The 22,523-nt window shown below is 46.0% G+C and carries 24 protein-coding genes, 4 pseudogenes and 1 riboswitch; of the genes and pseudogenes, 7 read left to right on the top strand and 21 right to left on the bottom strand.

All coding sequences use genetic code 11. The features are described from left to right. Nucleotides 1–55: 55 nt before the first annotated feature. From EA14781_RS12140 to moaA, 10 genes and pseudogenes are all read right to left on the bottom strand, one after another. Nucleotides 56–412 (bottom strand): DUF3969 family protein, encoded by a 357-nt coding sequence (locus EA14781_RS12140; protein WP_000419012.1) that lies wholly within the window; start codon nucleotides 410–412, stop codon nucleotides 56–58. Between the two features lie 61 nt (nucleotides 413–473). Then, complete coding sequence (locus EA14781_RS12135) at nucleotides 474–1,187, bottom strand: Bax inhibitor 1 family protein (RefSeq protein ID WP_241685412.1); 714 nt, start codon at nucleotides 1,185–1,187, stop codon at nucleotides 474–476. Nucleotides 1,188–1,197: 10 nt separating this feature from the next. Next, a pseudogene (locus EA14781_RS12130) lies at nucleotides 1,198–1,416 on the bottom strand (Bax inhibitor-1/YccA family protein); the annotation flags it as partial. 162 nt (nucleotides 1,417–1,578) lie between these two features. Further along, nucleotides 1,579–3,240: a phosphoethanolamine transferase gene (locus EA14781_RS12125; RefSeq protein ID WP_002430184.1), complete on the bottom strand. Its 1,662-nt coding sequence runs from the start codon at nucleotides 3,238–3,240 to the stop codon at nucleotides 1,579–1,581. A 357-nt stretch (nucleotides 3,241–3,597) separates the two neighbouring features. After that, the gene (locus EA14781_RS12120) at nucleotides 3,598–4,302 is read right to left on the bottom strand and encodes a Bax inhibitor-1/YccA family protein (RefSeq protein WP_000373628.1); all 705 of its coding nucleotides are present in this window, start codon (nucleotides 4,300–4,302) and stop codon (nucleotides 3,598–3,600) included. 135 nt (nucleotides 4,303–4,437) lie between these two features. Next, the gene (gene moaE / locus EA14781_RS12115) at nucleotides 4,438–4,890 is read right to left on the bottom strand and encodes a molybdopterin synthase catalytic subunit MoaE (protein ID WP_000852292.1); all 453 of its coding nucleotides are present in this window, start codon (nucleotides 4,888–4,890) and stop codon (nucleotides 4,438–4,440) included. A gap of 1 nt (nucleotide 4,891) precedes the next feature. Then, entirely contained in the window at nucleotides 4,892–5,137 is a 246-nt protein-coding gene (moaD, locus tag EA14781_RS12110; RefSeq protein ID WP_000611259.1) for a molybdopterin synthase sulfur carrier subunit, read from the bottom strand. Beyond that, complete coding sequence (gene moaC, locus EA14781_RS12105; RefSeq protein ID WP_000080881.1) at nucleotides 5,130–5,615, bottom strand: cyclic pyranopterin monophosphate synthase MoaC; 486 nt, start codon at nucleotides 5,613–5,615, stop codon at nucleotides 5,130–5,132. Before moaC ends, moaD begins: the two co-directional genes overlap by 8 nt. A 2-nt stretch (nucleotides 5,616–5,617) precedes the next feature. Next, a complete protein-coding gene (gene moaB / locus EA14781_RS12100) occupies nucleotides 5,618–6,130 on the bottom strand; it encodes a molybdenum cofactor biosynthesis protein B (protein WP_000084634.1) in 513 nt (170 codons plus the stop codon). A 21-nt stretch (nucleotides 6,131–6,151) separates the two neighbouring features. Then, nucleotides 6,152–7,141 carry a GTP 3',8-cyclase MoaA gene (gene moaA, locus EA14781_RS12095; RefSeq protein ID WP_002430185.1) on the bottom strand — a complete coding sequence of 330 codons (990 nt, stop codon included), beginning with the start codon at nucleotides 7,139–7,141 and terminating at the stop codon, nucleotides 6,152–6,154. Next, nucleotides 7,129–7,273, bottom strand: a riboswitch (molybdenum cofactor riboswitch). Its footprint overlaps the gene before it by 13 nt. A 264-nt stretch (nucleotides 7,274–7,537) precedes the next feature. Here moaA and yvcK point away from each other — a divergent pair. Then, on the top strand, nucleotides 7,538–8,446 hold the full coding sequence (gene yvcK, locus EA14781_RS12085) for a uridine diphosphate-N-acetylglucosamine-binding protein YvcK (protein ID WP_002430186.1): 909 nt from the start codon (nucleotides 7,538–7,540) through the stop codon (nucleotides 8,444–8,446). A 191-nt stretch (nucleotides 8,447–8,637) separates the two neighbouring features. On the opposite strand, the gene uvrB is transcribed toward yvcK, so the two are convergent. The 5 genes from uvrB to bioB form a co-directional block, all read right to left on the bottom strand. Continuing rightward, a complete protein-coding gene (gene uvrB, locus EA14781_RS12080; protein ID WP_000042512.1) occupies nucleotides 8,638–10,659 on the bottom strand; it encodes an excinuclease ABC subunit UvrB in 2,022 nt (673 codons plus the stop codon). Between the two features lie 574 nt (nucleotides 10,660–11,233). Further along, nucleotides 11,234–11,914, bottom strand: a complete 681-nt coding sequence (gene bioD / locus EA14781_RS12075) for a dethiobiotin synthase (RefSeq protein WP_001042905.1) — start codon at nucleotides 11,912–11,914, stop codon at nucleotides 11,234–11,236. Next, a complete protein-coding gene (gene bioC, locus EA14781_RS12070; RefSeq protein ID WP_000246811.1) occupies nucleotides 11,907–12,662 on the bottom strand; it encodes a malonyl-ACP O-methyltransferase BioC in 756 nt (251 codons plus the stop codon). Before bioC ends, bioD begins: the two co-directional genes overlap by 8 nt. Continuing rightward, nucleotides 12,649–13,803, bottom strand: a complete 1,155-nt coding sequence (gene bioF, locus EA14781_RS12065) for an 8-amino-7-oxononanoate synthase (protein ID WP_000118831.1) — start codon at nucleotides 13,801–13,803, stop codon at nucleotides 12,649–12,651. Before bioF ends, bioC begins: the two co-directional genes overlap by 14 nt. Continuing rightward, nucleotides 13,800–14,840 (bottom strand): biotin synthase BioB, encoded by a 1,041-nt coding sequence (gene bioB, locus EA14781_RS12060; RefSeq protein ID WP_000951219.1) that lies wholly within the window; start codon nucleotides 14,838–14,840, stop codon nucleotides 13,800–13,802. Before bioB ends, bioF begins: the two co-directional genes overlap by 4 nt. An 86-nt stretch (nucleotides 14,841–14,926) precedes the next feature. Here bioB and bioA point away from each other — a divergent pair, with 86 nt between their 5' ends. Further along, entirely contained in the window at nucleotides 14,927–16,213 is a 1,287-nt protein-coding gene (bioA, locus tag EA14781_RS12055; RefSeq protein ID WP_024164615.1) for an adenosylmethionine--8-amino-7-oxononanoate transaminase, read from the top strand. A gap of 61 nt (nucleotides 16,214–16,274) precedes the next feature. After that, nucleotides 16,275–16,751: a kinase inhibitor gene (locus EA14781_RS12050; RefSeq protein ID WP_000767387.1), complete on the top strand. Its 477-nt coding sequence runs from the start codon at nucleotides 16,275–16,277 to the stop codon at nucleotides 16,749–16,751. A 57-nt stretch (nucleotides 16,752–16,808) separates the two neighbouring features. Here the strand turns inward: EA14781_RS12050 and EA14781_RS12045 are convergent, their stop codons facing one another. The 3 genes and pseudogenes from EA14781_RS12045 to EA14781_RS24875 form a co-directional block, all read right to left on the bottom strand. Continuing rightward, nucleotides 16,809–17,465: a PipA/GogA/GtgA family type III secretion system effector gene (locus EA14781_RS12045; RefSeq protein ID WP_002430187.1), complete on the bottom strand. Its 657-nt coding sequence runs from the start codon at nucleotides 17,463–17,465 to the stop codon at nucleotides 16,809–16,811. A gap of 73 nt (nucleotides 17,466–17,538) precedes the next feature. Continuing rightward, nucleotides 17,539–17,835: pseudogene (locus EA14781_RS23270) on the bottom strand (T3SS effector NleG family protein); the annotation flags it as partial. Nucleotides 17,836–17,914: 79 nt separating this feature from the next. Next, nucleotides 17,915–18,028 (bottom strand): annotated as a pseudogene (locus EA14781_RS24875) (T3SS effector protein NleH); the annotation flags it as partial. 355 nt (nucleotides 18,029–18,383) lie between these two features. Here EA14781_RS24875 and EA14781_RS25720 point away from each other — a divergent pair. The 4 genes and pseudogenes from EA14781_RS25720 to EA14781_RS12025 all read left to right on the top strand — a co-directional run bounded on the left by EA14781_RS25720 (nucleotide 18,384) and on the right by EA14781_RS12025 (nucleotide 20,969). After that, a complete protein-coding gene (locus EA14781_RS25720) occupies nucleotides 18,384–18,791 on the top strand; it encodes an alpha/beta fold hydrolase (protein WP_000877054.1) in 408 nt (135 codons plus the stop codon). A 129-nt stretch (nucleotides 18,792–18,920) separates the two neighbouring features. Further along, nucleotides 18,921–19,184, top strand: a complete 264-nt coding sequence (locus tag EA14781_RS25715) for an alpha/beta fold hydrolase (RefSeq protein WP_241685413.1) — start codon at nucleotides 18,921–18,923, stop codon at nucleotides 19,182–19,184. Between the two features lie 361 nt (nucleotides 19,185–19,545). Next, nucleotides 19,546–19,829: pseudogene (locus EA14781_RS23260) on the top strand (tyrosine-type recombinase/integrase); the annotation flags it as partial. A gap of 486 nt (nucleotides 19,830–20,315) precedes the next feature. Further along, complete coding sequence (locus tag EA14781_RS12025; protein ID WP_001121568.1) at nucleotides 20,316–20,969, top strand: EspJ family T3SS effector ADP-ribosyltransferase; 654 nt, start codon at nucleotides 20,316–20,318, stop codon at nucleotides 20,967–20,969. A 12-nt stretch (nucleotides 20,970–20,981) separates the two neighbouring features. On the opposite strand, the gene EA14781_RS12020 is transcribed toward EA14781_RS12025, so the two are convergent. The 3 genes from EA14781_RS12020 to EA14781_RS12015 form a co-directional block, all read right to left on the bottom strand. Continuing rightward, nucleotides 20,982–21,203: a hypothetical protein gene (locus EA14781_RS12020; protein WP_000354291.1), complete on the bottom strand. Its 222-nt coding sequence runs from the start codon at nucleotides 21,201–21,203 to the stop codon at nucleotides 20,982–20,984. Between the two features lie 83 nt (nucleotides 21,204–21,286). Further along, nucleotides 21,287–21,667, bottom strand: coding sequence for a hypothetical protein (locus tag EA14781_RS23255; RefSeq protein WP_001002868.1), 381 nt, complete (start codon nucleotides 21,665–21,667; stop codon nucleotides 21,287–21,289). A 200-nt stretch (nucleotides 21,668–21,867) separates the two neighbouring features. Further along, nucleotides 21,868–22,449: a T3SS effector NleG family protein gene (locus EA14781_RS12015; protein ID WP_002430189.1), complete on the bottom strand. Its 582-nt coding sequence runs from the start codon at nucleotides 22,447–22,449 to the stop codon at nucleotides 21,868–21,870. Nucleotides 22,450–22,523 lie beyond the last annotated feature (74 nt).

The following is a 22,523-nucleotide window of genomic DNA, read 5'->3' as shown; positions in this document are numbered from 1 at the left end:
CACCAGCACTAACATCTGCTGCAACGGTTTTATCTTTTAATATCTCATAAACCTTTTATTTTCTGAATGTAAAGGAAACTATGTTTTCCACATTATCACTCATAGGGTAATCATCTTTTTTGGCATGTATATAATCACTTGTTTTAGTCATTAAGCTCTGTATAACCGCTTCAAATGTCTCAGGAACCAGTGATTCAATATCTTCAAGCTCACACCCCAAATCAATTATATGCACTAATTTACCATCACAACCATTCCTCTGCATAAGGCTGGAAATAAAAGGCCTGAAAACAAGCAATTCAGATTCATCTATAGTTATTGCTCCCTCTTTCAGAGACTGTAAAATGCCTGAAAGTAGAATTCTCATAAATTTATCTACGTATTTATTATCAATGGTACAAATTAATTCCATAAGAAATCCCTCATTAAACAGTCAACATATCACCAATATATTATTTTATGCATAAAACTCCTTATAACCTTTGCAACCAACGCCTGATATTGAGCAACTCAAAAATCATCATTACAATTGACCAAAAGAAACAGACAAAATCGAAGTAAAGCATTAACGCCCCGGCAACGACGCAATGCTTCAAAGTCCAGGGGGCAGCGCTATATAAATTACGCACATAAAGCTTCAGCACATTTATTTTTCTTAAGGCAATAAATGACCATAATAATACAAAGCAAAAACTGATCAGCCAAAGATATAAACTATTCAGCAAGGTAAAATTAGTAACAAAAGAAATACCCCAGCCAACACAAATTAATAATAGAGCATACCAACGTGATGCCATATTGATATTAAAACACAAAGCCAATAGCGTACTAATAAGGAACATTGCCCCGCAGATACCAAATAACAATGTAACAAATGTTACAGGGAAAAGGTTCGCGGAGATAATTGCAAATAAACTGATTATGGAAAAATAAATAACACATATTGCTAACGTATTTATTTCCTCAACTTTCGCTCTTAGCCTGAATCCAAAACCAAGAAGCAAAACCGTAGCTAAAAAGAACGGTGCCGTATGTTGGTGTGTTGCGGTAATATTATAATAGTCTAGTATCCATGCAAAACCTGCTGTTGCCCATAAACCAGACGCAGTCATCAACCAGATGCAACCCATCATTCTGGTTATTAATGGCTGTTTCTTTATTAGATCCGACATTGTGATTTTTTCCATAAATAATTCACTACCACGGAAACCGTGAGTGTCTTTGCCAAACTAGTGTTATAGCTATTGCTGCAAGTATTCCAAAGAAGCCGATAAAATAATAATAGAGTGTTAATGCACCTGTAAAAGCGCAGCGAACCGGACTCCATAATTCTTCGCTATGGCATTTTATCGCCAGTTCAAGGAGTTTATTTCGCGCACAGGATAGAATGCCTGACCACAACACAATCATTAAACTATTGTGAATGAATCTAAAGTTATTCATACAAAATATTTTTACATTTCTGGATGCAAAAAAGACAACCGCAATGCAATAAATCGTATTTTATGGTTTGGTCCTTGCCTATTGTATTTTCAATAAGAATCAGGGAGCACCTGGCGATGCTCCCCTGTCATTAAATTACAGCGGATTAGGACTGGCTTCGCGATAAGGTGTTTTTTTCTTTGGTGAGGTAAAAGTATCACGCAGATCTTTATATTCAAAAACTTTAGCTCGGCTGCCATCCGTTACTGGGATAGATGTCGCCGGACGATAACACTCAGATAACGGTGAGTTACACCGGGGCTCGTTTGTTGAGATACCCAACCAGTCAAGAATCATTGCGTAGTTATTAAGCAATGAATAGTTTTCACGAATATGTCCAAGTTTACGTGGCTGACCGTTCAATGACTCAGAACTGTACCAAATAAATTGCGGTACATCATAGGCTTCTTTACTTGGTGTATCTGCGCCGTGCATATAGAGTGAAGGAATATCAGGATTTTTCTCCAGACCATGATCAGAAAAATAAAGTAAAGAGGATTTTCTACCTTGCAGACGTTTAATAACTTCCCCAATAATATAATCGGTAAACAATATTGAATTGTTGTAACAATCTTCATATTTGTTCCCTGTATTTATTTTATCTGCCCATTCAGGGTATCGCGTACATGCAATTTCATGGCTGCCACTGATATGCAGCATGATGAGCTTTTTACCTTTTTGCTTTAATGCTTCATCAAGATAAAGTAAAAGTGCATCATCATATTTACCTGTCATCCACTGTGATTGATTGCTGGTAGTACCGATCAGAGTAATATAATTATTATGTTTACCCACAACATTCTGTGTACTCAGCCATGTTGTATTAAAACCGCCTTTATTGGCTACGGCAACAATATTGTTTGATAAATCAGCAGCTGTAAAACTTTCCGTTGTAGCTTTGCTAAGTATCATTGGAATCGAAGTTACAGTTGCTGCTGCCGGTGATATAGCATGGTCAAAAATAAGTGCCTGTGGTGCAATACTATTCTGTACCGGTGTAGTATTTTGTTCAAAACCATACAACCCCATATTGCTACGGCGTGCCGATTCACCAATGATGATCACATAAGTATCAATATTGGTGTCTTTAATAGTTAGCACTGGTAAATCTATATCAATTTGCTTAATTTCTTTTGCAAATGCAATATCACGGTATGCAACAATAAAGTTCGAGGCTACGTAAAATGGCGTAACTTTTAACACACGGGCACTTAAAGGATAGTACCCTCCAAGACTATCTTTCTGCTGTTTTTTCCACTGGCTATAAGTAAACCATACCAGAAAAATTAATAATGCCATCACTGCAGTGCGTTGGATTTTAGAAGAGAGGCATTTTGCACCACTATCTATAGAAAAATAGGTCAGGAAGAAATACATAACGCATACAGGTATCCATGAAAGATACATCTCTGTCATCGACTTAACTTCAGCCCAATGAGTTTCAAGAATACTCATAGCAAAAATATTATTGAAATCGCTTTGATAAATCTCCCATGAGCAAAGTGCAATCATAAAGTTAACAGCGAGTATTAATGATACACCCAGCGCTAAAATTTTCCCTATCCACAAGCGATAACATGCTGTCAGAGATAATATAATTAGAATGTTGCATGTACCAACACGCAATATTACCCGTAGAGGTTGTAAATGATACAAAGGCCAAAGTTGAATTAATGTAGAGGAAAATAATAGCCCTAAAAAAAGATATATTTTTCTCTGCCGTGGATAAACAGACAATGAATGCAATACAAAAGACATAGAGAACTAATCCATTTTTTACATGAATGTATGTTCAATGTTCGACATTTCCAATAAGAAACATTGCAACAAAATTCTAACGAATTAGTGATTTATTGCATTTGGTATTTGCCAAAAAAGAACAACCACCTTACCAATATTAAACTGCTGAATTGTACTCCATTATTCTTCGTACATACCAGTCTTTTAGATAAAAAATATTTCATTTCAATTGAATAGCCAACTAATGATTCTATTAAATAAAATCCTCAATAAACACCATTAATGGCGTTTATTATTTTTCCCATTAATTAACGTAATAATACTGTTACAAAAAAATCCCGACTGTTGGTCGGGATTCAAAAGTAAGAAAAATATTCAACGGCGGTTGCCAAAAATCCGCAACAACATCAGGAACAGGTTGATGAAGTCCAGATACAGGGTTAATGCGCCAAGAATGGAGTATTTACGCAGATTCGAGGTATCGCGGGTATCAATCTGCTCACCCATGTTTTTCAGTTTCTGAGTGTCATAGGCGGTCAGGCCCACAAAGACAATCACCCCGATATACGTCACTGCCCACATCAGCGCTTCACTTTTCAGCCAGAAATTCACCAACGATGCCAGCACAATACCGATTAACGCCATAAACAGCATGTTGCCAAAACCGCTTAAATCGCGCTTCGTGGTGTAGCCGTACAGGCTCATTGCACCAAACATCCCGGCAGTAACGACAAAGGTGCTGGCAATAGACGCAGCGGTATAAACAATAAAAATACTGGAAAGCGTCAAGCCGGTCAGCGCCGAATAAAGCATAAAGAGCATGGTCGTTACACCAGCACTGAGCTTTTGAATCATCGCTGATAGCACAATAACCAGCGCTAATTGTGCAATTATCAGAGCAATTAAAAAGACACGATTGGTGAACAGTAGCTCCATCAGAGCGGCCGAATTGGCTGCATACCAGGCAACAAATGCGGTAAGTAGCAGACCGACGGTCATCCAGCCATAGACCTGCGCCATATAGGTTTGCAGGCCGGCCCGGGGTTGAACGATTGAATCATAACGTGGGAATCTGTCCATGGCTTTCTCCTGAAGATACAAGGAATATCTTAAGGATACTGCAAATCATGAGGGTGTGCATCGACGTGGAGTAAACGTATATCTGATGTTGTGTTATTGCCGGATGCAGCTTTGCCTTATCCGGCTAACAAAAAACTACCAGCGTTTCGCCGCCTGCTGATCGCTCTCCCGGGCTTCGACCCAGCGATCGCCTTCCGGCGTGGCTTCGCGCTTCCAGAACGGTGCGCGGGTTTTGAGATAATCCATAATAAACTGCCCGGCCTCAAACGCACTGCTGCGATGCGCACTGGTAACGCCGACAAAAACGATTTCATCGCCCGGCCATAATTCACCGATGCGGTGAATCACCGTGACGCGCCCCAGCGGCCAGCGGCTACGCGCTTCATCAACGATTTCTGCCAGTGCTTTTTCTGTCATTCCCGGATAGTGTTCAAGGGTTAATGCTTTGACGCTGTCGCCCAGGTTATGGTTGCGCACCTTGCCAGTAAATGTCACTACCGCACCGTCTTCATCACGCTCCGCCAGCCACGGGTACTCTTCCCCTACGCTGAACGGCTGCGGTCCGACAACAATTTTGGTTTCTGCCATCTTAACCTCCGGTTACCGGTGGGAAGAACGCCACTTCGTCGCCATCAGTCAGCGGATGCTCAAAACTCACCAGTGTCTGGTTAACAGCAGCCAGTAATTTGCCATCTTCCAGCGCCAGCGCCCAGCGATCGCTCTGCGCCGCCAGGTGCTGGCGTAATGCTTCAACGGTCGGGAAATCTGCTGCTACTTCTATTGCATCTGTTCCCACCAGTTCACGCACCTGGGCGAAAAAAAGAACGTTAATCATCCGCTTCCACCTTAAAGTCACCCGATTTGCCGCCACTTTTTGCCAACAAACGAACCGGACCAATCACCATATCTTTTTGCACTGCTTTGCACATATCGTAAATGGTCAGCGCCGCCACGGAGGCCGCCGTTAACGCTTCCATTTCGACACCGGTTTTTCCGGTCAGGCGGCACAGGGATTCAATTCGTACCCGATTGTGCTCCGGCTCGGCCTGTAAATTGACTTCAACTTTGCTGAGCATCAGTGGATGGCACAGCGGAATAAGATCCCAGGTGCGTTTTGCGGCCTGAATACCAGCAATCCGCGCGGTAGCAAACACGTCGCCTTTGTGATGGCGACCATCAATGATCATCGCCAGTGTCTCACTGCGCATGGTGACAAAGGCCTCCGCCCGCGCTTCGCGGACAGTTTCCGCTTTGGCAGAGACATCCACCATGTGCGCTTCGCCAGCGGCGTTGATATGGGTCAGTTGCGACATACTTATTTCTTCAAATGTGGATGGAAATTGCACGGACGCGTACGGGCATCCAGTTGTGGCGCGATGATATTTTCCCAGGCGGTACGGCACGCTTTGGTCGAACCAGGCATAGCGAAAATCAGTGTCTTGTTAGCGACGCCCGCTACCGCACGGGATTGCAACGTTGCAGTGCCAATCTCTTCAAACGAGAGCATACGGAACACTTCACCAAAACCTTCGACCTCACGGTCAAACAGCGGCAGCAGTGCTTCAGGCGCCTGATCGCCTTCCGTCAGCCCTGTGCCGCCAGTAATCAGCACCACTTGCACATCGTCACTGGCGATCCACGCAGAAACCTGGGCGCGGATGGCGTAGCGGTTTTCTTTGACAATCGCTTTATCGACAACGTGGTGGCCCGCTTCCTGCGCCGAGTCGCGCAGATAGTGACCGGAGGTATCGTCTTCTTCACCGCGACGATTAGAAACCGTAAGAATAGCAATACGGGTCGGGATAAATTCAGTGCTGACCTGACTCATCTGATCTCTCCTTTTGGCGTTTTAGCCGCCAATATACGATAAGTTTTGCGTAATACCGGTGTTGTTTTGATGCAGGAAGTGGGTCTGTTTTTTCTCCTGCAGCGCCGCTGAAATGCGTGCTTCCAGCGCCTGTTGCTGAGTATCGTCTTCCAGCAAATCGCGCAGGTTAACGCCGCCTTCGCCAAACAGGCAGAGATGGAGTTTGCCAATCGAGGAGACGCGCAGGCGGTTACAGGTGGCGCAGAAGTCTTTTTCATACGGCATGATAAGGCCGATTTCCCCAGCGTAATCCGGGTGGCAAAAGACTTGCGCAGGGCCGTCGCTACGTTGACGAAGTTGATGAATCCAACCGCGACGCAATAGCTCGTCACGCAAAACCTGACCAGAGATATGGTGCTTACGGAAGAGCTCGCTGCCCTCACCCGTTTCCATCAGTTCGATGAAACGCAACTGGATGGGGCGATGCTGGATCCAGTTCAGAAAGGTGTCAAGCTGGTGATGATTTACATCACGCATCAGCACGGTATTGACTTTGACCTTCTCAAACCCGGCTTCAAATGCGGCATCAATTCCCGCCATAACCTGCCTGAATTTATCCTGCCCGGTAATCGCATGAAACTGGCGGGCGTCGAGGCTATCAACGCTGACGTTAATTCCCGTCAGTCCGGCATCACGCCAGTTCGCCACGTCGCGTTCCAGACGATAGCCGTTGGTCGTGACCGCAATCTGGCGGATAGCGTCGTTTTCCCGCACCGCGGCAATAATGTCGATAAAGTCGCGACGCAAAGAAGGCTCACCACCTGTCAGACGCACTTTTTCAGTACCCAGACTGGCGAAGGCACGCGTAACCCGACGAATTTCATCGACGGTCAGAAAGCCTTTATTGGTGACGCCGCTCGGCTTGTAGCCATCCGGCAGGCAGTAGGTGCAACGAAAGTTACACACATCGGTAATCGACAGGCGCAAGTAGTAAAACTTACGCGCAAAAGCATCAGTCAGTTGTGAAGCCATGTACACCTTTCCAGATACGGGAGGCGGAGTCATTTCTTCCTTCGCCCTGGTGGCAATCTTTATAAGCATTGTCACGGCCAAAGCACCGTATCAATTGACCCAGGTGCAGAGGCTAGAGTGTTTAGTGGTTATGCCGATATTAGCGTGTAAATGGAGTTTTTACCATTCACACTTTCGCTATGTAATCATGTATATAGCGTCATGATCGGACCATTTCGCTACAGAATAAGGGAAAATAGGGGTTTTACTTTGATGTACATCATCAGGGATGCATACCGCATCTCGCCCTTTAGAGGTAGAAGATAATAATTTGTATCCTCAATATTGGCAGGTTAATTGCTGTTTCCCTGCCAGTTGCGCTACTGTAGCGCGGATAATCTGACTTCAGGAACCTATATGCGCAATCGTACGCTGGCTGATCTTGATCGTGTCGTTGCACTCGGCGGAGGGCATGGGCTCGGACGTGTTCTTTCATCGCTTTCATCTTTGGGGTCTCGTTTAACGGGCATCGTAACGACCACTGATAATGGTGGTTCAACGGGGCGTATTCGTCGTTCAGAAGGTGGTATTGCCTGGGGCGATATGCGCAACTGCCTCAATCAATTAATCACTGAACCTAGTGTCGCTTCTGCGATGTTTGAATATCGTTTCGGCGGTAATGGTGAGCTTTCCGGGCATAACCTTGGAAACTTAATGTTAAAAGCGCTGGATCACCTTAGCGTGCGACCTCTGGAAGCCATCAATTTGATTCGTAATCTGCTGAAAGTGGATGCGCATTTGATTCCGATGTCGGAACATCCTGTTGATTTGATGGCGATTGATGATCAGGGACATAAAGTTTACGGCGAGGTCAATATCGACCAGTTAACCACGCCGATTCAGGAATTACTCTTAACCCCCAATGTTCCCGCAACACGTGAAGCTGTACATGCAATTAATGAGGCGGATCTGATTCTGATTGGGCCGGGTAGTTTTTATACCAGTCTGATGCCGATTCTGTTGCTTGAGGAAATGGCGCAGGCGTTACGACGCACACCAGCACCGATGGTTTATATCGGTAATCTTGGGCGGGAGTTAAGCTTGCCGGCAGCGAATCTAAAGCTGGAAAATAAGCTGGCGATTATGGAGCGATATGTCGGTAAGAAGGTGATTGACGCCGTGATTGTTGGGCCGAAAGTGGACGTTTCTGCGGTTAGCAACAGGGTAGTGATTCAGGACGTACTGGAAGCCAGTGATGTCCCCTATCGTCATGACCGCCAGTTGTTACATAACGCGCTGGAAAAAGCATTACAGGCGTTGGGTTAACGGAAAGCCGGAAGAACATTCCGGCTTCAGATTGCTGACAAAGCGCGCGTTGTTCATGCCGGATGCTGCGAGAGCGTCTTATCCGGCCTACAAACCGTGCAAATTCAATATATTGCAGAGATCATGTAGGCCTGATAAGCGTAGCGCATCAGGCTGTTTTTCGTTTGTCATCAGTCTTCTTCGCTATCCTGTTACGATGCGGCAATAAACAACTCTCGCAATTGATGCAGTTGATCGCGAATTTGCGCAGCCTCCTCGAATTCCAGATTTTGTGCGTGTTTCATCATCTGAGCTTCCAGCTCATGGATTTTCTGCTGCAACGCTTTTGGCGACATATCCATTGGCACATTATCCGGCTCAACAATCGCACGTGATTTGCCTCTCCCCTTCGCTTTGGTTTTGGCAATGCTCTGCCCCAATGCCAGGATATCGACCACTTTCTTGTTCAGACCTTGTGGTGTTATGCCGTGCTCTTCGTTGTAGCGTTGCTGTTTCTCACGACGACGTTCGGTTTCACTGATCGCTTTCGCCATCGACGGGGTGATCTTATCGCCATAGAGAATAGCTTTACCGTTGACGTTACGCGCCGCACGACCGATAGTCTGAATCAGCGAACGCTCAGAGCGCAGGAAGCCCTCTTTATCCGCATCGAGGATCGCCACCAGCGAAACCTCAGGCATATCCAGACCTTCGCGCAGTAAGTTGATCCCCACCAGTACGTCAAACTCGCCCAGACGCAAATCGCGGATGATTTCCATACGCTCGACGGTATCGATATCCGAGTGAAGATAACGCACGCGTTCGCCGTGTTCTTCCAGATATTCTGTCAGATCTTCTGCCATCCGTTTGGTTAGCGTCGTGACCAGGACGCGTTCATTAATCGCCGCACGCTGACGAATCTCCGAAAGCAGATCATCGACCTGCGTCGCTACCGGACGCACTTCGATAATCGGGTCGAGCAGGCCTGTTGGGCGCACCACCTGATCCACCACATCGCCACCGGATTTCTCCAGCTCGTAATTGCCGGGCGTCGCAGAAACATAGATAGTTTGCGGGGCCAGCGCTTCGAACTCTTCAAACTTCAGCGGACGGTTATCCAGCGCTGACGGCAGGCGAAAACCATACTCCACCAGGGTTTCTTTACGTGCCCGGTCGCCGCGATACATACCGCCAATCTGCGGAATGGTGACGTGGGATTCATCGACCACCAGCAGCCCATCGGCAGGCAGATAATCAAACAGAGTCGGCGGCGGTTCGCCAGGTCCACGGCCGGAGAGGAAGCGCGAGTAGTTTTCAATGCCCGAGCAATAGCCCAACTCGTTCATCATCTCCAGATCAAACTGGGTACGTTGAGTCAGACGCTGTTCTTCCAGCAGCTTGTTATTCGCCAACAGCACTTTACGTCGGTCAGCCAGTTCTTCTTTGATCTCTTCCATCGCCTGCACAATACGTTCACGCGGAGTGACATAGTGTGTTTTTGGGTAGATGGTATATCGCGCGATAGTTGAGATAATCTGCCCGGTTAACGGATCGAAAAGCGACAGTCGCTCCACCTCTTCATCAAACAATTCCACACGTAGCGCGACATCGTCAGATTCCGCCGGGAAAATATCAATCACCTCGCCACGTACACGGAAAGTCCCGCGCTGAAAAGCCTGGTCGTTGCGGGTATATTGCAACTCCGCCAGGCGGCGCAGGATCGCTCGCTGATCGATAATCATGCCGACCGTCAGATGCAGCATCATCTTCAGATATGAATCGGGATCGCCCAGACCATAGATGGCAGAAACAGACGCGACCACTACCACGTCCCGCCGCTCCAGCAAGGCTTTGGTTGCTGAAAGCCGCATCTGTTCAATATGTTCGTTTACCGAAGCATCTTTCTCAATGAAAGTGTCAGAACTCGGTACGTAGGCTTCTGGCTGATAGTAGTCATAATAGGAGACGAAATATTCCACCGCGTTTTCGGGGAAAAACTCTTTCATCTCGCCGTACAACTGGGCCGCCAGCGTTTTATTCGGCGCCAACACCATGGTTGGACGTTGCAGATCAGCGATAACGTTAGCGATGGTGAAGGTTTTACCAGAGCCAGTTACGCCGAGCAGTGTCTGGTGCGCCAGGCCATCTTCCAGCCCCTCTTCGAGACGTCGGATCGCCTCTGGCTGATCGCCAGAAGGTTTGAAAGCGGAATTCAGTTTGAACGGTTTACTCATGAGTCGCTACCTGAGGCTGTGGGCGGACAGGTATGTAATTTTACTCGCCGTACTTAATAATACCAACAAATTATACTGGATAAAAAAACAGTTACACGCCACAGTATTTCTGTTACACCGTGAACTAAGGTGTCGAATGTGGGTAAAATTTGCTCCGTGACAAGATAAAACTCCAGGTTTGCAGGTTTATCCCCAAAACGGCGGTTTTTTTAACATTTGTCAAGATGACTGATGACAGATTTATGGCAAAAGCAGTCTCTTTTCTGACAGCCATTGCTTTTATCTAACTAATTAAAAAATAACAAATATTTCCCCAAGCCTTCTTTCGCGCCAATTTGCGTGCAAGCCGCGTATTCTCTCGCTTGCCTCGCGTTTTCTAACTCTAATACACATGGTTATCCACAGGAATAGTGGATAACTGCCTGCAGCCCGTATCCTCCGCCGCCTGGGCAATTCCCACACTAACCACATGATGCGAAGGTAAAATTTTTTTCGTGATTTTTTTAGAATTTAATTGGTTAAATTACAGGCAATCGAAGGCACGTTCTTGCTCGCAATTCAACCAAATTTATTGCTACAACAATGATGTGAGATTGATGTACTTTCCGGTTAGTGCATTTTCTGGATTTTCCTTAAGCCAGGGGATTTCTCCCAGCAACGGGGCGGGAATCATCTCTTCGAGCGTGGCCATATATTCACCGTGACGTTTACCTGGCGGCGTCACATCGTTTGCCACCCACCCTGCCAGAGTGAGTCCGGCATGTTGTATGGCCTGTGCAGTCAGCATCGCATGGTTAATACAGCCGAGTTTTACACCTACCACCAGTATCACTGGCAATTGTTCCTGCATAACCCAATCGGCAAAAGTAAAGGCATCAGAAAGCGGTGTGAACCAACCTCCGGCCCCCTCGACCAGCACCCAATCAACCTGTTTTTCCAGCGTGTGCAATCCCGCACTCATAACCGCCGGGTCAATAGGTCTCCCCTCTTCCGCACTGATAATATGCGGCGAGGTAGGTTCTGCGAAGGTGTAAGGATTTATCATGGCATAATCCAGTTGTCGGCTGCTGTTGCGCTGTAACGCCAATGCGTCACTGTTGCGTAAACCTTCGGCAGTCATTTCGCTACCAGAAGCCACTGGTTTATATCCCGCTGCCCGGTAACCAACGGCCCGCGCAGCCTGTAATAGTGCGCAACTGGCGACAGTTTTCCCCACTTCGGTATCCGTTCCTGTGACAAAATAACGTTTATTCACGAACAATCACTCCTATAAAAAGATAATACGTCAGAGGATATCGCCCCTGTTGTTGCGGCCAGGCCAGTTGCAGTTGCTGTAGCTGGGAACGGGTTAATATTCGCGGGTCGCGCCCTTCGTGAAGATGCGTTGCGCCAATACCTTTCAGTGAACGCATGGCGCTGAGTGCGTCATCAAACCACAGCGTGATGGGTTGAAGACGATGCTGATGACGAAAACCTTTCAACGTCCGTTCAACGTCAGCTTGCGATAAAAAGCGGTTTGCATGGGTTCGCTCATCTACCGCCTGCCATGCCTGATGTAACTCGGGTAACGAGCCTTGCGCCAGAGTAGTAAACGCCACTACGCCTCCGGGGCGTATCACCCGATAAAGCTCGCCTAATGCCGTGGATAATTCAGCGCACCACTGCACGGCGAGATTGCTCCACGCGAGATCGAAAGTCGCAGAAGACAACGGTAAGGATTCGATATCCCCTGCAAGATAGTAATCTGCGGCATCTTGCTGACGTGCCTGCGCAAGCATCGGCGAAGAAATATCCAATGCCGTCACCTGTCCACTGCGTTCGCGCCAGTAACGACTCATCCAGCCCGGCCCACAGCCTGCGTCCAGCACACGGGCGTATTTACGCTGCGGGAGCATTGCCAGTAAGGCATCAGCACTACGGCGCTGTAACTCTGCGTGTTGCTCATACTGTGAGGCTGCCCGACCAAATGCCGCCGCAATCGCTTGTTTATTAACGGTTGCCATGTAACGCCTCCAGCAAGCGGTCGATATCCTGCTTTTCATGAGCCGCAGTTAAGGTCAGACGCAACCGCGCGGTGCCAGCCGGTACGGTTGGCGGGCGAATCGCCGTGACCCAACAACCTTGCTGACGCAGCTTTTCTGCCAGTCGTAATGCATGACTGTTATCACCGACGATTAATGGTTGAATGGCACTGTGAGAATCCGCGAGAGTAAATGGCGAATCCTGCACTCCGGCACGAAAACGCGTAATCAGATCAGCCAGCTTTTCGCGCCGAACCTCCCCCTCCTCGCTACGAATCACCGCCAGCGACGCACGTAATGCCTGCGCCTGAGCGGGCGGCATACTGGTGCTGTAGATAAGATGGCGAGCAAACTGCAGCAGATAATCCGCGACCATATCGGAGCAAAGCACTGCCGCCCCGCTGACGCCAAATCCTTTGCCAAAAGTGACCACCAACAGTTCCGGCTTCACCTTATTCTGCCAGCAGCTCCCGCGTCCTTGCTCTCCGATAACGCCCGTACCGTGGGCATCGTCGACCATCAACCAACCATTACACTGTTGCGTTAGCTGCTGGATTTCCGCCAGCGGCGCACTATCGCCGTCCATACTGAATACGCCCTCTGTCACCACCAGTTGTCGCCCCGGACAGGAGGTAGCAAGCAAGCGTGCCAGATGAGCGACATCGTTATGAGCAAAACGACGAAGCTGGGACGGGCTTAAGCTGGCTGCCTCCAGCAATGAAGCGTGACTCAGTCGGTCGGCAACGATACGATCCTCTTTCGCCATCATCGCGGCAATGACTGCCTGATTGGCAGCAAACCCGGAGATAAACAGCAGCGCCCGTGAATAACCCAGCCACTCAGCCAGTTCTTCTTCCAGCGCCTGATGCGCCACGCTATAACCGCTGACATGCCCGGAACCACCGCTGCCAACGCCGAATTGTTCCGCGCCCTGCTGCCAGGCGCGGATAATCTGTGGATGATGGCTTAAGCCGAGGTAATCATTGCTGGAAAAATTCAGATACTGGCGATCATCTGCCACCAGCCAGCGCCCGGCGCCTTGCGCCACCGGATAACGACGACGCAGGGCATCGGCAGCACGCCGCGCATCGAGCGCCGCATTGATTTTTTCCTGCCAGCTCATAGCGTTGCCGCGTTGTAATATTCGTCAGTGTCCGGGGTCATCAGCGCCTGCTCCAGACGCTGCTGTTGTTCGTTATCGCCCGCCAGCACGGCGGTTTGTTGTGGGTTTAGCCCCAGTTTGCGGAACAGTTGCAGGTCTTTATCTTCTTCTGGATTTGGTGTGGTCAGTAACTTGCAGCCGTAGAAAATCGAGTTAGCCCCGGCCATAAAGCACATCGCCTGGGTCTGTTCGTTCATTTGCTCACGCCCGGCAGAAAGGCGCACGTAAGAGGTCGGCATCATGATTCGCGCTACAGCAATGGTGCGAATAAAATCAAAGGCATCGACATCATCGTTATCAGCCAGCGGCGTGCCTTTCACCTTCACCAGCATGTTGATTGGCACGCTTTCCGGTGGCGTCGGCAAGTTCGCCAGTTGTAGTAATAATCCGGCACGATCTTTCACCGTTTCGCCCAGGCCCACAATGCCGCCAGAGCAAACTTTAATCCCAGCTTCGCGCACTTTTTCCAGGGTATCGAGGCGTTCCTGATAAGTACGCGTAGTGATGATATTGCCGTAAAACTCCGGCGAGGTGTCAAGGTTGTGGTTGTAGTAATCCAGCCCGGCATTCGCGAGGCGCTGCGCCTGAGATTCACTCAACGTGCCCAGCGTCATACACGCCTCCAGGCCCATCGCTTTTACCCCCTGCACCATCTGTTCCAGGTACGGCATATCGCGTTCGTGGGGATTCTTCCACGCCGCCCCCATGCAAAAACGCGTCGAACCCGCCGCTTTCGCTTTGCGCGCCGATTCCAGCACTTGTTCGACTTCCATTAAACGTTCGGCTTCCAGTCCGGTTTTATAGCGCGAGCTTTGCGGGCAATATTTGCAATCTTCCGGGCAGGCCCCCGTTTTTATCGATAACAAAGTACTGACCTGAACCTGACGGGGATCGAAATGCTGACGATGTACCTGCTGCGCTTCAAACAGCAGATCCAGCAACGGTTTTTCAAATAATTCTGTGACTTGCGACAATGTCCAGCGTGGGCGGTGAGCCATGGGGCTTCTCCAAAACGTGTTTTTTGTTGTTAATTCGGTGTAGACTCGTAAACCTAAATCTTTTCAATTTGGTTTACAAGTCGATTATGACAACGGACGATCTTGCCTTTGACCAACGCCATATCTGGCACCCATACACATCCATGACCTCCCCGCTGCCGGTTTATCCGGTAGCGAGTGCAGAAGGTTGCGAGCTGATTTTGTCTGACGGCAGACGCCTGGTTGACGGTATGTCGTCCTGGTGGGCAGCAATCCACGGTTACAATCACCCGCAGCTTAATGCAGCAATGAAGTCGCAAATTGATGCTATGTCGCATGTGATGTTTGGCGGTATTACCCATACGCCAGCCATCGAGTTGTGCCGCAAACTGGTGACGATGACGCCAAAACCCCTGGAGTGCGTTTTTCTCGCAGACTCCGGTTCCGTAGCGGTGGAAGTGGCGATGAAAATGGCGTTGCAATACTGGCAGGCTAAAGGTGAAGCGCGTCAGCGTTTTCTGACCTTTCGCAATGGTTATCATGGCGATACTTTTGGCGCGATGTCGGTGTGCGATCCAGATAACTCAATGCATAGCTTGTGGAAAGGCTATCTGCCGGAAAACTTGTTTGCTCCGGCCCCACAAAGCCGCATGGACGGCGAATGGGATGAGCGCGATATGGTGGGCTTTGCCCGCCTGATGGCGGCGCATCGTCATGAAATCGCGGCGGTGATCATTGAACCGATTGTTCAGGGCGCTGGCGGAATGCGCATCTACCATCCAGCGTGGTTAAAACGAATCCGCAAAATGTGCGACCGTGAAGGTATCTTGCTGATTGCTGACGAGATAGCCACCGGTTTTGGTCGTACCGGCAAACTGTTTGCCTGCGAACATGCGGGGATCGCGCCGGATATTTTATGCCTCGGTAAAGCTTTAACCGGCGGCACGATGACTCTTTCCGCCACGCTCACTACGCGTCAGGTCGCTGAAACCATCAGTAACGGCGAAGCCGGCTGCTTTATGCACGGGCCAACCTTTATGGGCAATCCACTGGCCTGCGCGGCAGCAAACGCCAGCCTGGCGATTATCGAATCAGAAAAATGGCAGCAGCAGGTAGCGGCTATTGAAGTGCAGCTACGCGAGCAACTCACACCAGCCCGTAACGCCGAACTGGTTGCCGATGTCCGCGTGCTGGGCGCAATAGGCGTGGTCGAAACGACTCGCCCGGTGAATATGGCGGCCCTGCAAAAATTCTTTGTCGAACAAGGCGTGTGGATCCGTCCTTTTGGCAAACTTATCTACCTGATGCCGCCCTATATTATTCGCCAGGAACAGTTGCAGCGCCTGACCGCAGCGGTTAATCGAGCAGTACAGGATGAAACATTTTTTTGCTAATAACGAGCAGTCAGCGTGAGGGTTTCTGGCTACACTTTTTGCAAACAAGAAAGGAGGGTTCATGAAACTCATCAGTAATGATCTGCGCGATGGCGATAAGCTGCCACATCGTCATGTCTTTAACGGCATGGGTTACGATGGCGATAATATTTCGCCGCATCTGGCGTGGGATGACGTTCCTGCGGGAACCAAAAGTTTTGTCGTCACCTGCTATGACCCGGATGCACCAACTGGCTCTGGCTGGTGGCACTGGGTGGTTGTTAACTTACCTGCCGATACCCGTGTATTGCCGCAAGGATTTGGCTCTGGACTGGTGGCAATCCCGGACGGCGTTCTGCAAACACGTACCGATTTTGGTAAAACGGGATACGACGGCGCAGCACCACCGAAAGGCGAAACTCACCGCTACATTTTTACCGTTCACGCGCTGGATGTAGAACGTATTGATGTCGATGAAGGCGCCAGTGGCGCGATGGTCGGGTTCAATGTCCATTTCCACTCTCTTGCCAGCGCATCAATTACTGCAATGTTCAGCTAAGTGCTCCGCCAGATGGTGCTGTGCCATCTGGCTTTTGCCTGCAATATCATTCTTTATTCAGTAAATAATCCTCGGGGCAGACTGATTCCCCAACTCTCTAAGGATTATGTTCGTATATTCAACAACTGGACCTCTTGGATGATTATCTTCCTTATCCTCAAGATGAGTCAGAGCATGTACGATTTCGTGTATAAAAGAACGTTCAGTATCAAAAGGTTTTGGACCATCGCTGCTTTCATAATACTCAGGATTGTCCCCATCATTGTCTTCATCCAAATTGAGACAAATAACTTTTCTTCCTTCAGATACCGAAAGTTGCTCTGGTGTTATTGTTGCGCCAAAAGCCTCCCCTGCCCCTAATAACCAACGTTGTTCAATATCGTACAATTCTTTATCGTGAGCATGATTCATCAACCTACGAAATGTCTCACTTTGGGTATAAGCATCCTCCAGAATTTCCGATAAACGCTGATAACACTCAGCATAAATATCATCATCAATTTCTATATCGGGATCAATCCCTCCTGGACCAGAAATGAAATATTCAGCTAAACATTCTGGATTTAATTTAAAATCACTATTCGTCGCAATTTTATCATAAGAAAGACGCACCGGTGATGGCGCGTCTGCGTGCTCAGGAATATCAGGAAAGGGCGCGCACTCAGCAGAATGACAGTTCCAGTTATGTGGTACAGTAGATGAAACAGGAAACACGCTTATGATCTCATTTAAGAAAAATACATTAAAATACAGATTTAATTATTAAACCATCAATTACAATACAAATCTAATGTTGTTTAGCAATAAAACATTGTCTTTGAAAATCAAAATTACATTTATCTCTTTCCACAATCATTGATACTGTTATTGACTCTCTACTCAGCGGATGAGGTGCATTTGTATTAACAAGATGCTCTAATGATGCTTTATCATATAAAGTACATATACTTGAGTTACCAGCGTTTTTCATAAAAACACCATCTTCAGGTATACATAATGTAATCGGACATGTTAGCACATCTTCCGGTCCTTTCAGGGATGCCGCGTCAACACGAAATGCGCATCTATTTATCTTATCTAACAACAGCCCTGACTGCATAACAGAAGGACGAGGCGGCGGAACAGAAGGGCGAGGCATACTTTCCAAAACCTCGCGACCAGAGAGACCGTGCGGCAACATCCCTTACAAAGGATAAAACACTATTATCAGGCGTAGTCAGATTTCTGGTTAAAGAATTCCATGAACATCCCAAATTGATAAGTGCTGGTGATAACATACGTCTCTACCTTAACAATAAATCCACATTTACTTTCTTAACAAATATCCCCCGTACATGACAACAAAAACCGAATATTAATTCCTGTTTCTGTGAACTCGTCATACTATATTATTTCTCTACAAGTTAGTTTTATTAATAATAAAATCGCCCACCTTAACCCAAAAACAACAACAAAAAAACGAATTGTTTTTTCAAAAAAACAACAATTAAATTCATTAAAACACACATTATAAAATTAATAAATGTTGTATCCCGTGAGCTTATCAGATATAAGTGTACGATTGTATCAGTTAAATCATAACTTTCTTATCATGGCAATATGATATACTGGCAATACAAACATGGAGATTGTATGAAATATCAATTTACTGATTCTGGGTACTCTGAAAAAAACAGGTTGAATCCCCCCATCGTATTGGTTCATGGCTTTTTCATGAATAGCAATATGTTTACATATCAGGTTGATGCACTCAAAGAAAAGCACAGAATTATTTGTATTAATGTCCGTGGATTCGACATAAACACAGATCAGATAGAACCATACTCGCTCTATGATATAGTCAATGATATATTAAAAATTGCAGATCTTTTACACCTTGATAAATTTATCCTGGGTGGAATGTCCATGGGAGGATATATATCATTACGCTTTGCATTGTCACACCCAGAGCGTCTGGCAGGGTTAATACTGATTGCAACACAGGCTGAACAAGATCCTCCCGACATCGCATCCAATTATATTGAACTATGCAATGGTTAGCAGGTTCCAACCATAAAAGAGAATATCATTTCGTCTTTATTGCCAATATTTTTCGGTAATAATAAGCCTGAAGCCGAAAAATGGCGAGAGATATGGCTGCAGCATAAATCTGAAAATATTAAATTAGCTATGAATGCAATGCTCGAGCGCGACAACATCTCACATAAAATACATAACATAGATACCCCAACATTGATTATTCATGGTTCCAGTGATTCTGGCATCCCCCTGGAGAAAGCCATGAAAATGCAAAAAATGATTAATCATTCTAAACTTGAAGTTATACCCGACGCTCATCATGCACTAAATATCACTCACGCAAATGAGGTAAACCGCATAATTAATGACTGGTTGACTGAAACCACCTATAGCAACCATTCTCAACATATCTAAAAGATATTTTAGCTGTCTTACGCTCGCCAAATAATAGCGGGCGTAAATTGTTACTCAGGATGTACCAACGTGATCCACACTATAACTGATACGTTTTCCTGACGGTCAGCGCCCATTTTGAAAGTCAGTTTCCGAACATTTTGCATTCGTCTACGCCGTTTTTGCTGTGCTGTTGATCGCTGCACTTTTGAGGTGATCTTTTGTCGATAGTGTTTTCGTACAGGAGTTGACCGTACCCGTTATATCGGGCGTCCATGCCGTAATACACGGCTTCGCCCGGGGGCGTTTCCACATCGCTACTGATAATGGCGAGCACAGCTAGTCGTTTCAGGGCCACATCATTAACGCCTGATTAAATACTAAAGAGATGTCCGATGGAGAAACCATAATTGCATCTACTCGTCGTGAACTGCTTTCATCCGGCACGGTATCAAGGTATTTTATGCGCGCACGAAAAGTATCAGGTCTTTCCTTCTAAGGAACTCCGCCTACCCTTCACGAGTTGTGCAGTTTTTCTGCAAGACTCTAATGAGAAGCAGATAAGCGATAAGTTTACACCGCGCCTTCTCGGGCATGTGTCGGACACCATGACATCACCGTATCGTGATGACAAAAGCAGAGGGTGACAAAATTGAAATCAAATAATGATTTTATTTTGGCTGATAGTGACCTGTTTGTGGCAACAAATTGATAAGTGATGCTTTTTTATAAGGCCAACTTAGTATAAAAAAGCTGAACGTGAAACGCTAAAGACCATTAATATCAATGTGTTAAAATATATTTGGTCTAAAAAATAGACTGCATAATACTACAAAACACAACATATCTAGTAACTATGAATCAACTACTTAGATAGTATTAGTGACCTGAGACAGAGCATTAGCGCAAGGTGATTTTATGTCTTCTTGCGCTAATTTTTTGTCATAAAAACATGTGGCAGACTTTGTATATCTCTGCTTTGCCACGCCACACCATCATGCATTATGGCTATGCCTAAACAGAATCAATAAGAATAGAACATAAAAAATGACAACTCTACTAGACAATTAACTACAAAAATGATAGCAATTAGTTTATATAATATAAGACTTCCTATCAAAAGTTCATCCATATGAAGACAAGGAATTTATTATGCCAATCATAAAGAACTGCTTATCATCAATTAGTAACATATTACACAACGAAAAAACATCATATTCTCTAATAAAAACAGAGCAAACAGGAAAACTGTTAAACAGAAAAATAACCACCACTCCCACACCAGCGAAACTATTATCATATCGAAATGCAGATTCAATAAAAGAAAACTACATTACAGAAAAAGTTTTATCTATTTTCAATATAAAACGGAATTTCGTTGCTGTAAGAATCCAAAGTAATCAGTTTACTGATTTAAAAAACAAGACAATTCAGGGTCATAAAGACACTGTCGCAAAAGTCATAGACTGGTATAACCCACAAAAAAACGCATTTGGTATCATGATGGGCACACCAAGACGTTCTGCTGATATAGCAAAGGAAGAATCCAGAAACGCTCTAAATTTCATGATAATGGAAAAGGATACATTTAATGAAAAGATACTTAACAGCAATGCTAATTTACAAAAAAAATACGGCACAACAGAAAATAGTAGTTGGGTATCGGCTTCTGTTGGTTCTCTTCTGGACAAAGGAGCCAAAGTATATCCAGATATATCATGCTCTCTGAGACTGGGAGAACCATTCATTATTACACTTCCAGAAACAGTCAGGCTGGATGTTAATATCCACCCACTCAAAAAATGATCCTGAACGTTTTTATGCAGGCAAATGCGTCCACATCAAGGCTTCAACCTTGTGCTCTCCCCCTGTCACAGGATAAATTTGCCTGTAAAAATCAAACTCTCCCTGCTCATTACCAATACCAATCAGTTGAATGCAGTTGCCATCTACAATAAATTTTTCCGCTGACGTAACCAAAATAAAGGCTTCCGGATGTTCATTAGGAAAGGTGTTAGCAAGAGTACACTGAATATCCATCTCCAACAAAATCTCCTGATTATTAGCGTAAACTCATCGACGAAATCGTTACTATCCCCTGGGCACATATGTACCATTGAATACTACTGTTCTCCAGATTCTGATAATCCATGGCGAACAATAAGAACACTACAGCCGCTTTGCTGATTAGTTAGCCATAACGGTGAACTTTGCTGGATAGTTTGAGAAATATCATTTCGCCGGAGGCTTATACACTGATTACTCAAGCTTACAACTGCAGGTGCATCAAAGCGCTCCGGACTATCAGTATCACGCATAGCTGTAAACAGAATATAATCACTACCAGCCATATCATATTCCGTTTCTTTTAGTCTTAACAAGCCATCCTCTCTTGTAATATTAACTGTAATTAAAGATGTCTCATCATGATGGGCATAGCGCTGTGTATTAAGAATTAAATGCTCTTCCAGAAATTTTACAGGGTTACTACGTATTTCATTCATTATACACCGAAGCTCTGAACGATGCGGCACCAGAAAGTGCCCGGTATTTTGTGAAATAATACTACTTACCTTGATTGTTTTCTCTCCAGCTCATGAAAAATAACTCGCGTATTATATTGTTTTACCAACCACAGGCCCCGAATGCCTGTGGTGTTTTTATATAAATTATCGGAAGTTAATATTGTTTCATTTGAAACATCTTAACTATCTTTTATAATAAAGCTTCCCCTTTCAGGGTCATATTTACACTCTTCTGATTTAACAATCATTGATGGGGTTATTGGAGCTCGTGTCAGAGGGTGAACTGAACCGTCATTAACCACGCGAGAAATTGCATCAACATCAAATAAAGTGCATACTGCTGAACTATCTGAATTTTTGACAAATACCCCTTCTTCTGGTGTTTCCAGTATAATTGGGCATCGAGTTGCATCAGAGGGACACTGGAGGCTCTCTGTATCAACAGAAAACTTACATTGATATATTTTATCCTGAGGAGTCACTTGCGATTGTGCTTCACCTGCATCTGATCCTGAAAGAATACTTAACATTCTCTCGCCAAGAGCTTGAGGTCCACTATTAAACCCCACTAGCAATAAGTCAGTAAGTAATCCCCCGTTGTCACCGCTGGCCAGAAAGCGACCATCTGCCTGATCAAACACAATACTGACAGTTTCATTACCTAATCTAATTTCTCCGCGCCCATTGGCTGCAACTTGAGCACGAAGAACCTCCATTCCAAGGCTGAACGAAGATGAATTAATACCTGAGGTTAATGGCATAACAAAACTCCCTATTTTAATTTGAACTCCAGACTTAAATAGCTGTAACAAACATCGGCCTTATATGGCAACAC

Source organism: Escherichia albertii NBRC 107761 = DSM 17582 (assembly GCF_000759775.1).
Taxonomy (GTDB): domain Bacteria; phylum Pseudomonadota; class Gammaproteobacteria; order Enterobacterales; family Enterobacteriaceae; genus Escherichia; species Escherichia albertii.
This window is presented reverse-complemented; position numbering and strand designations above follow the sequence as displayed.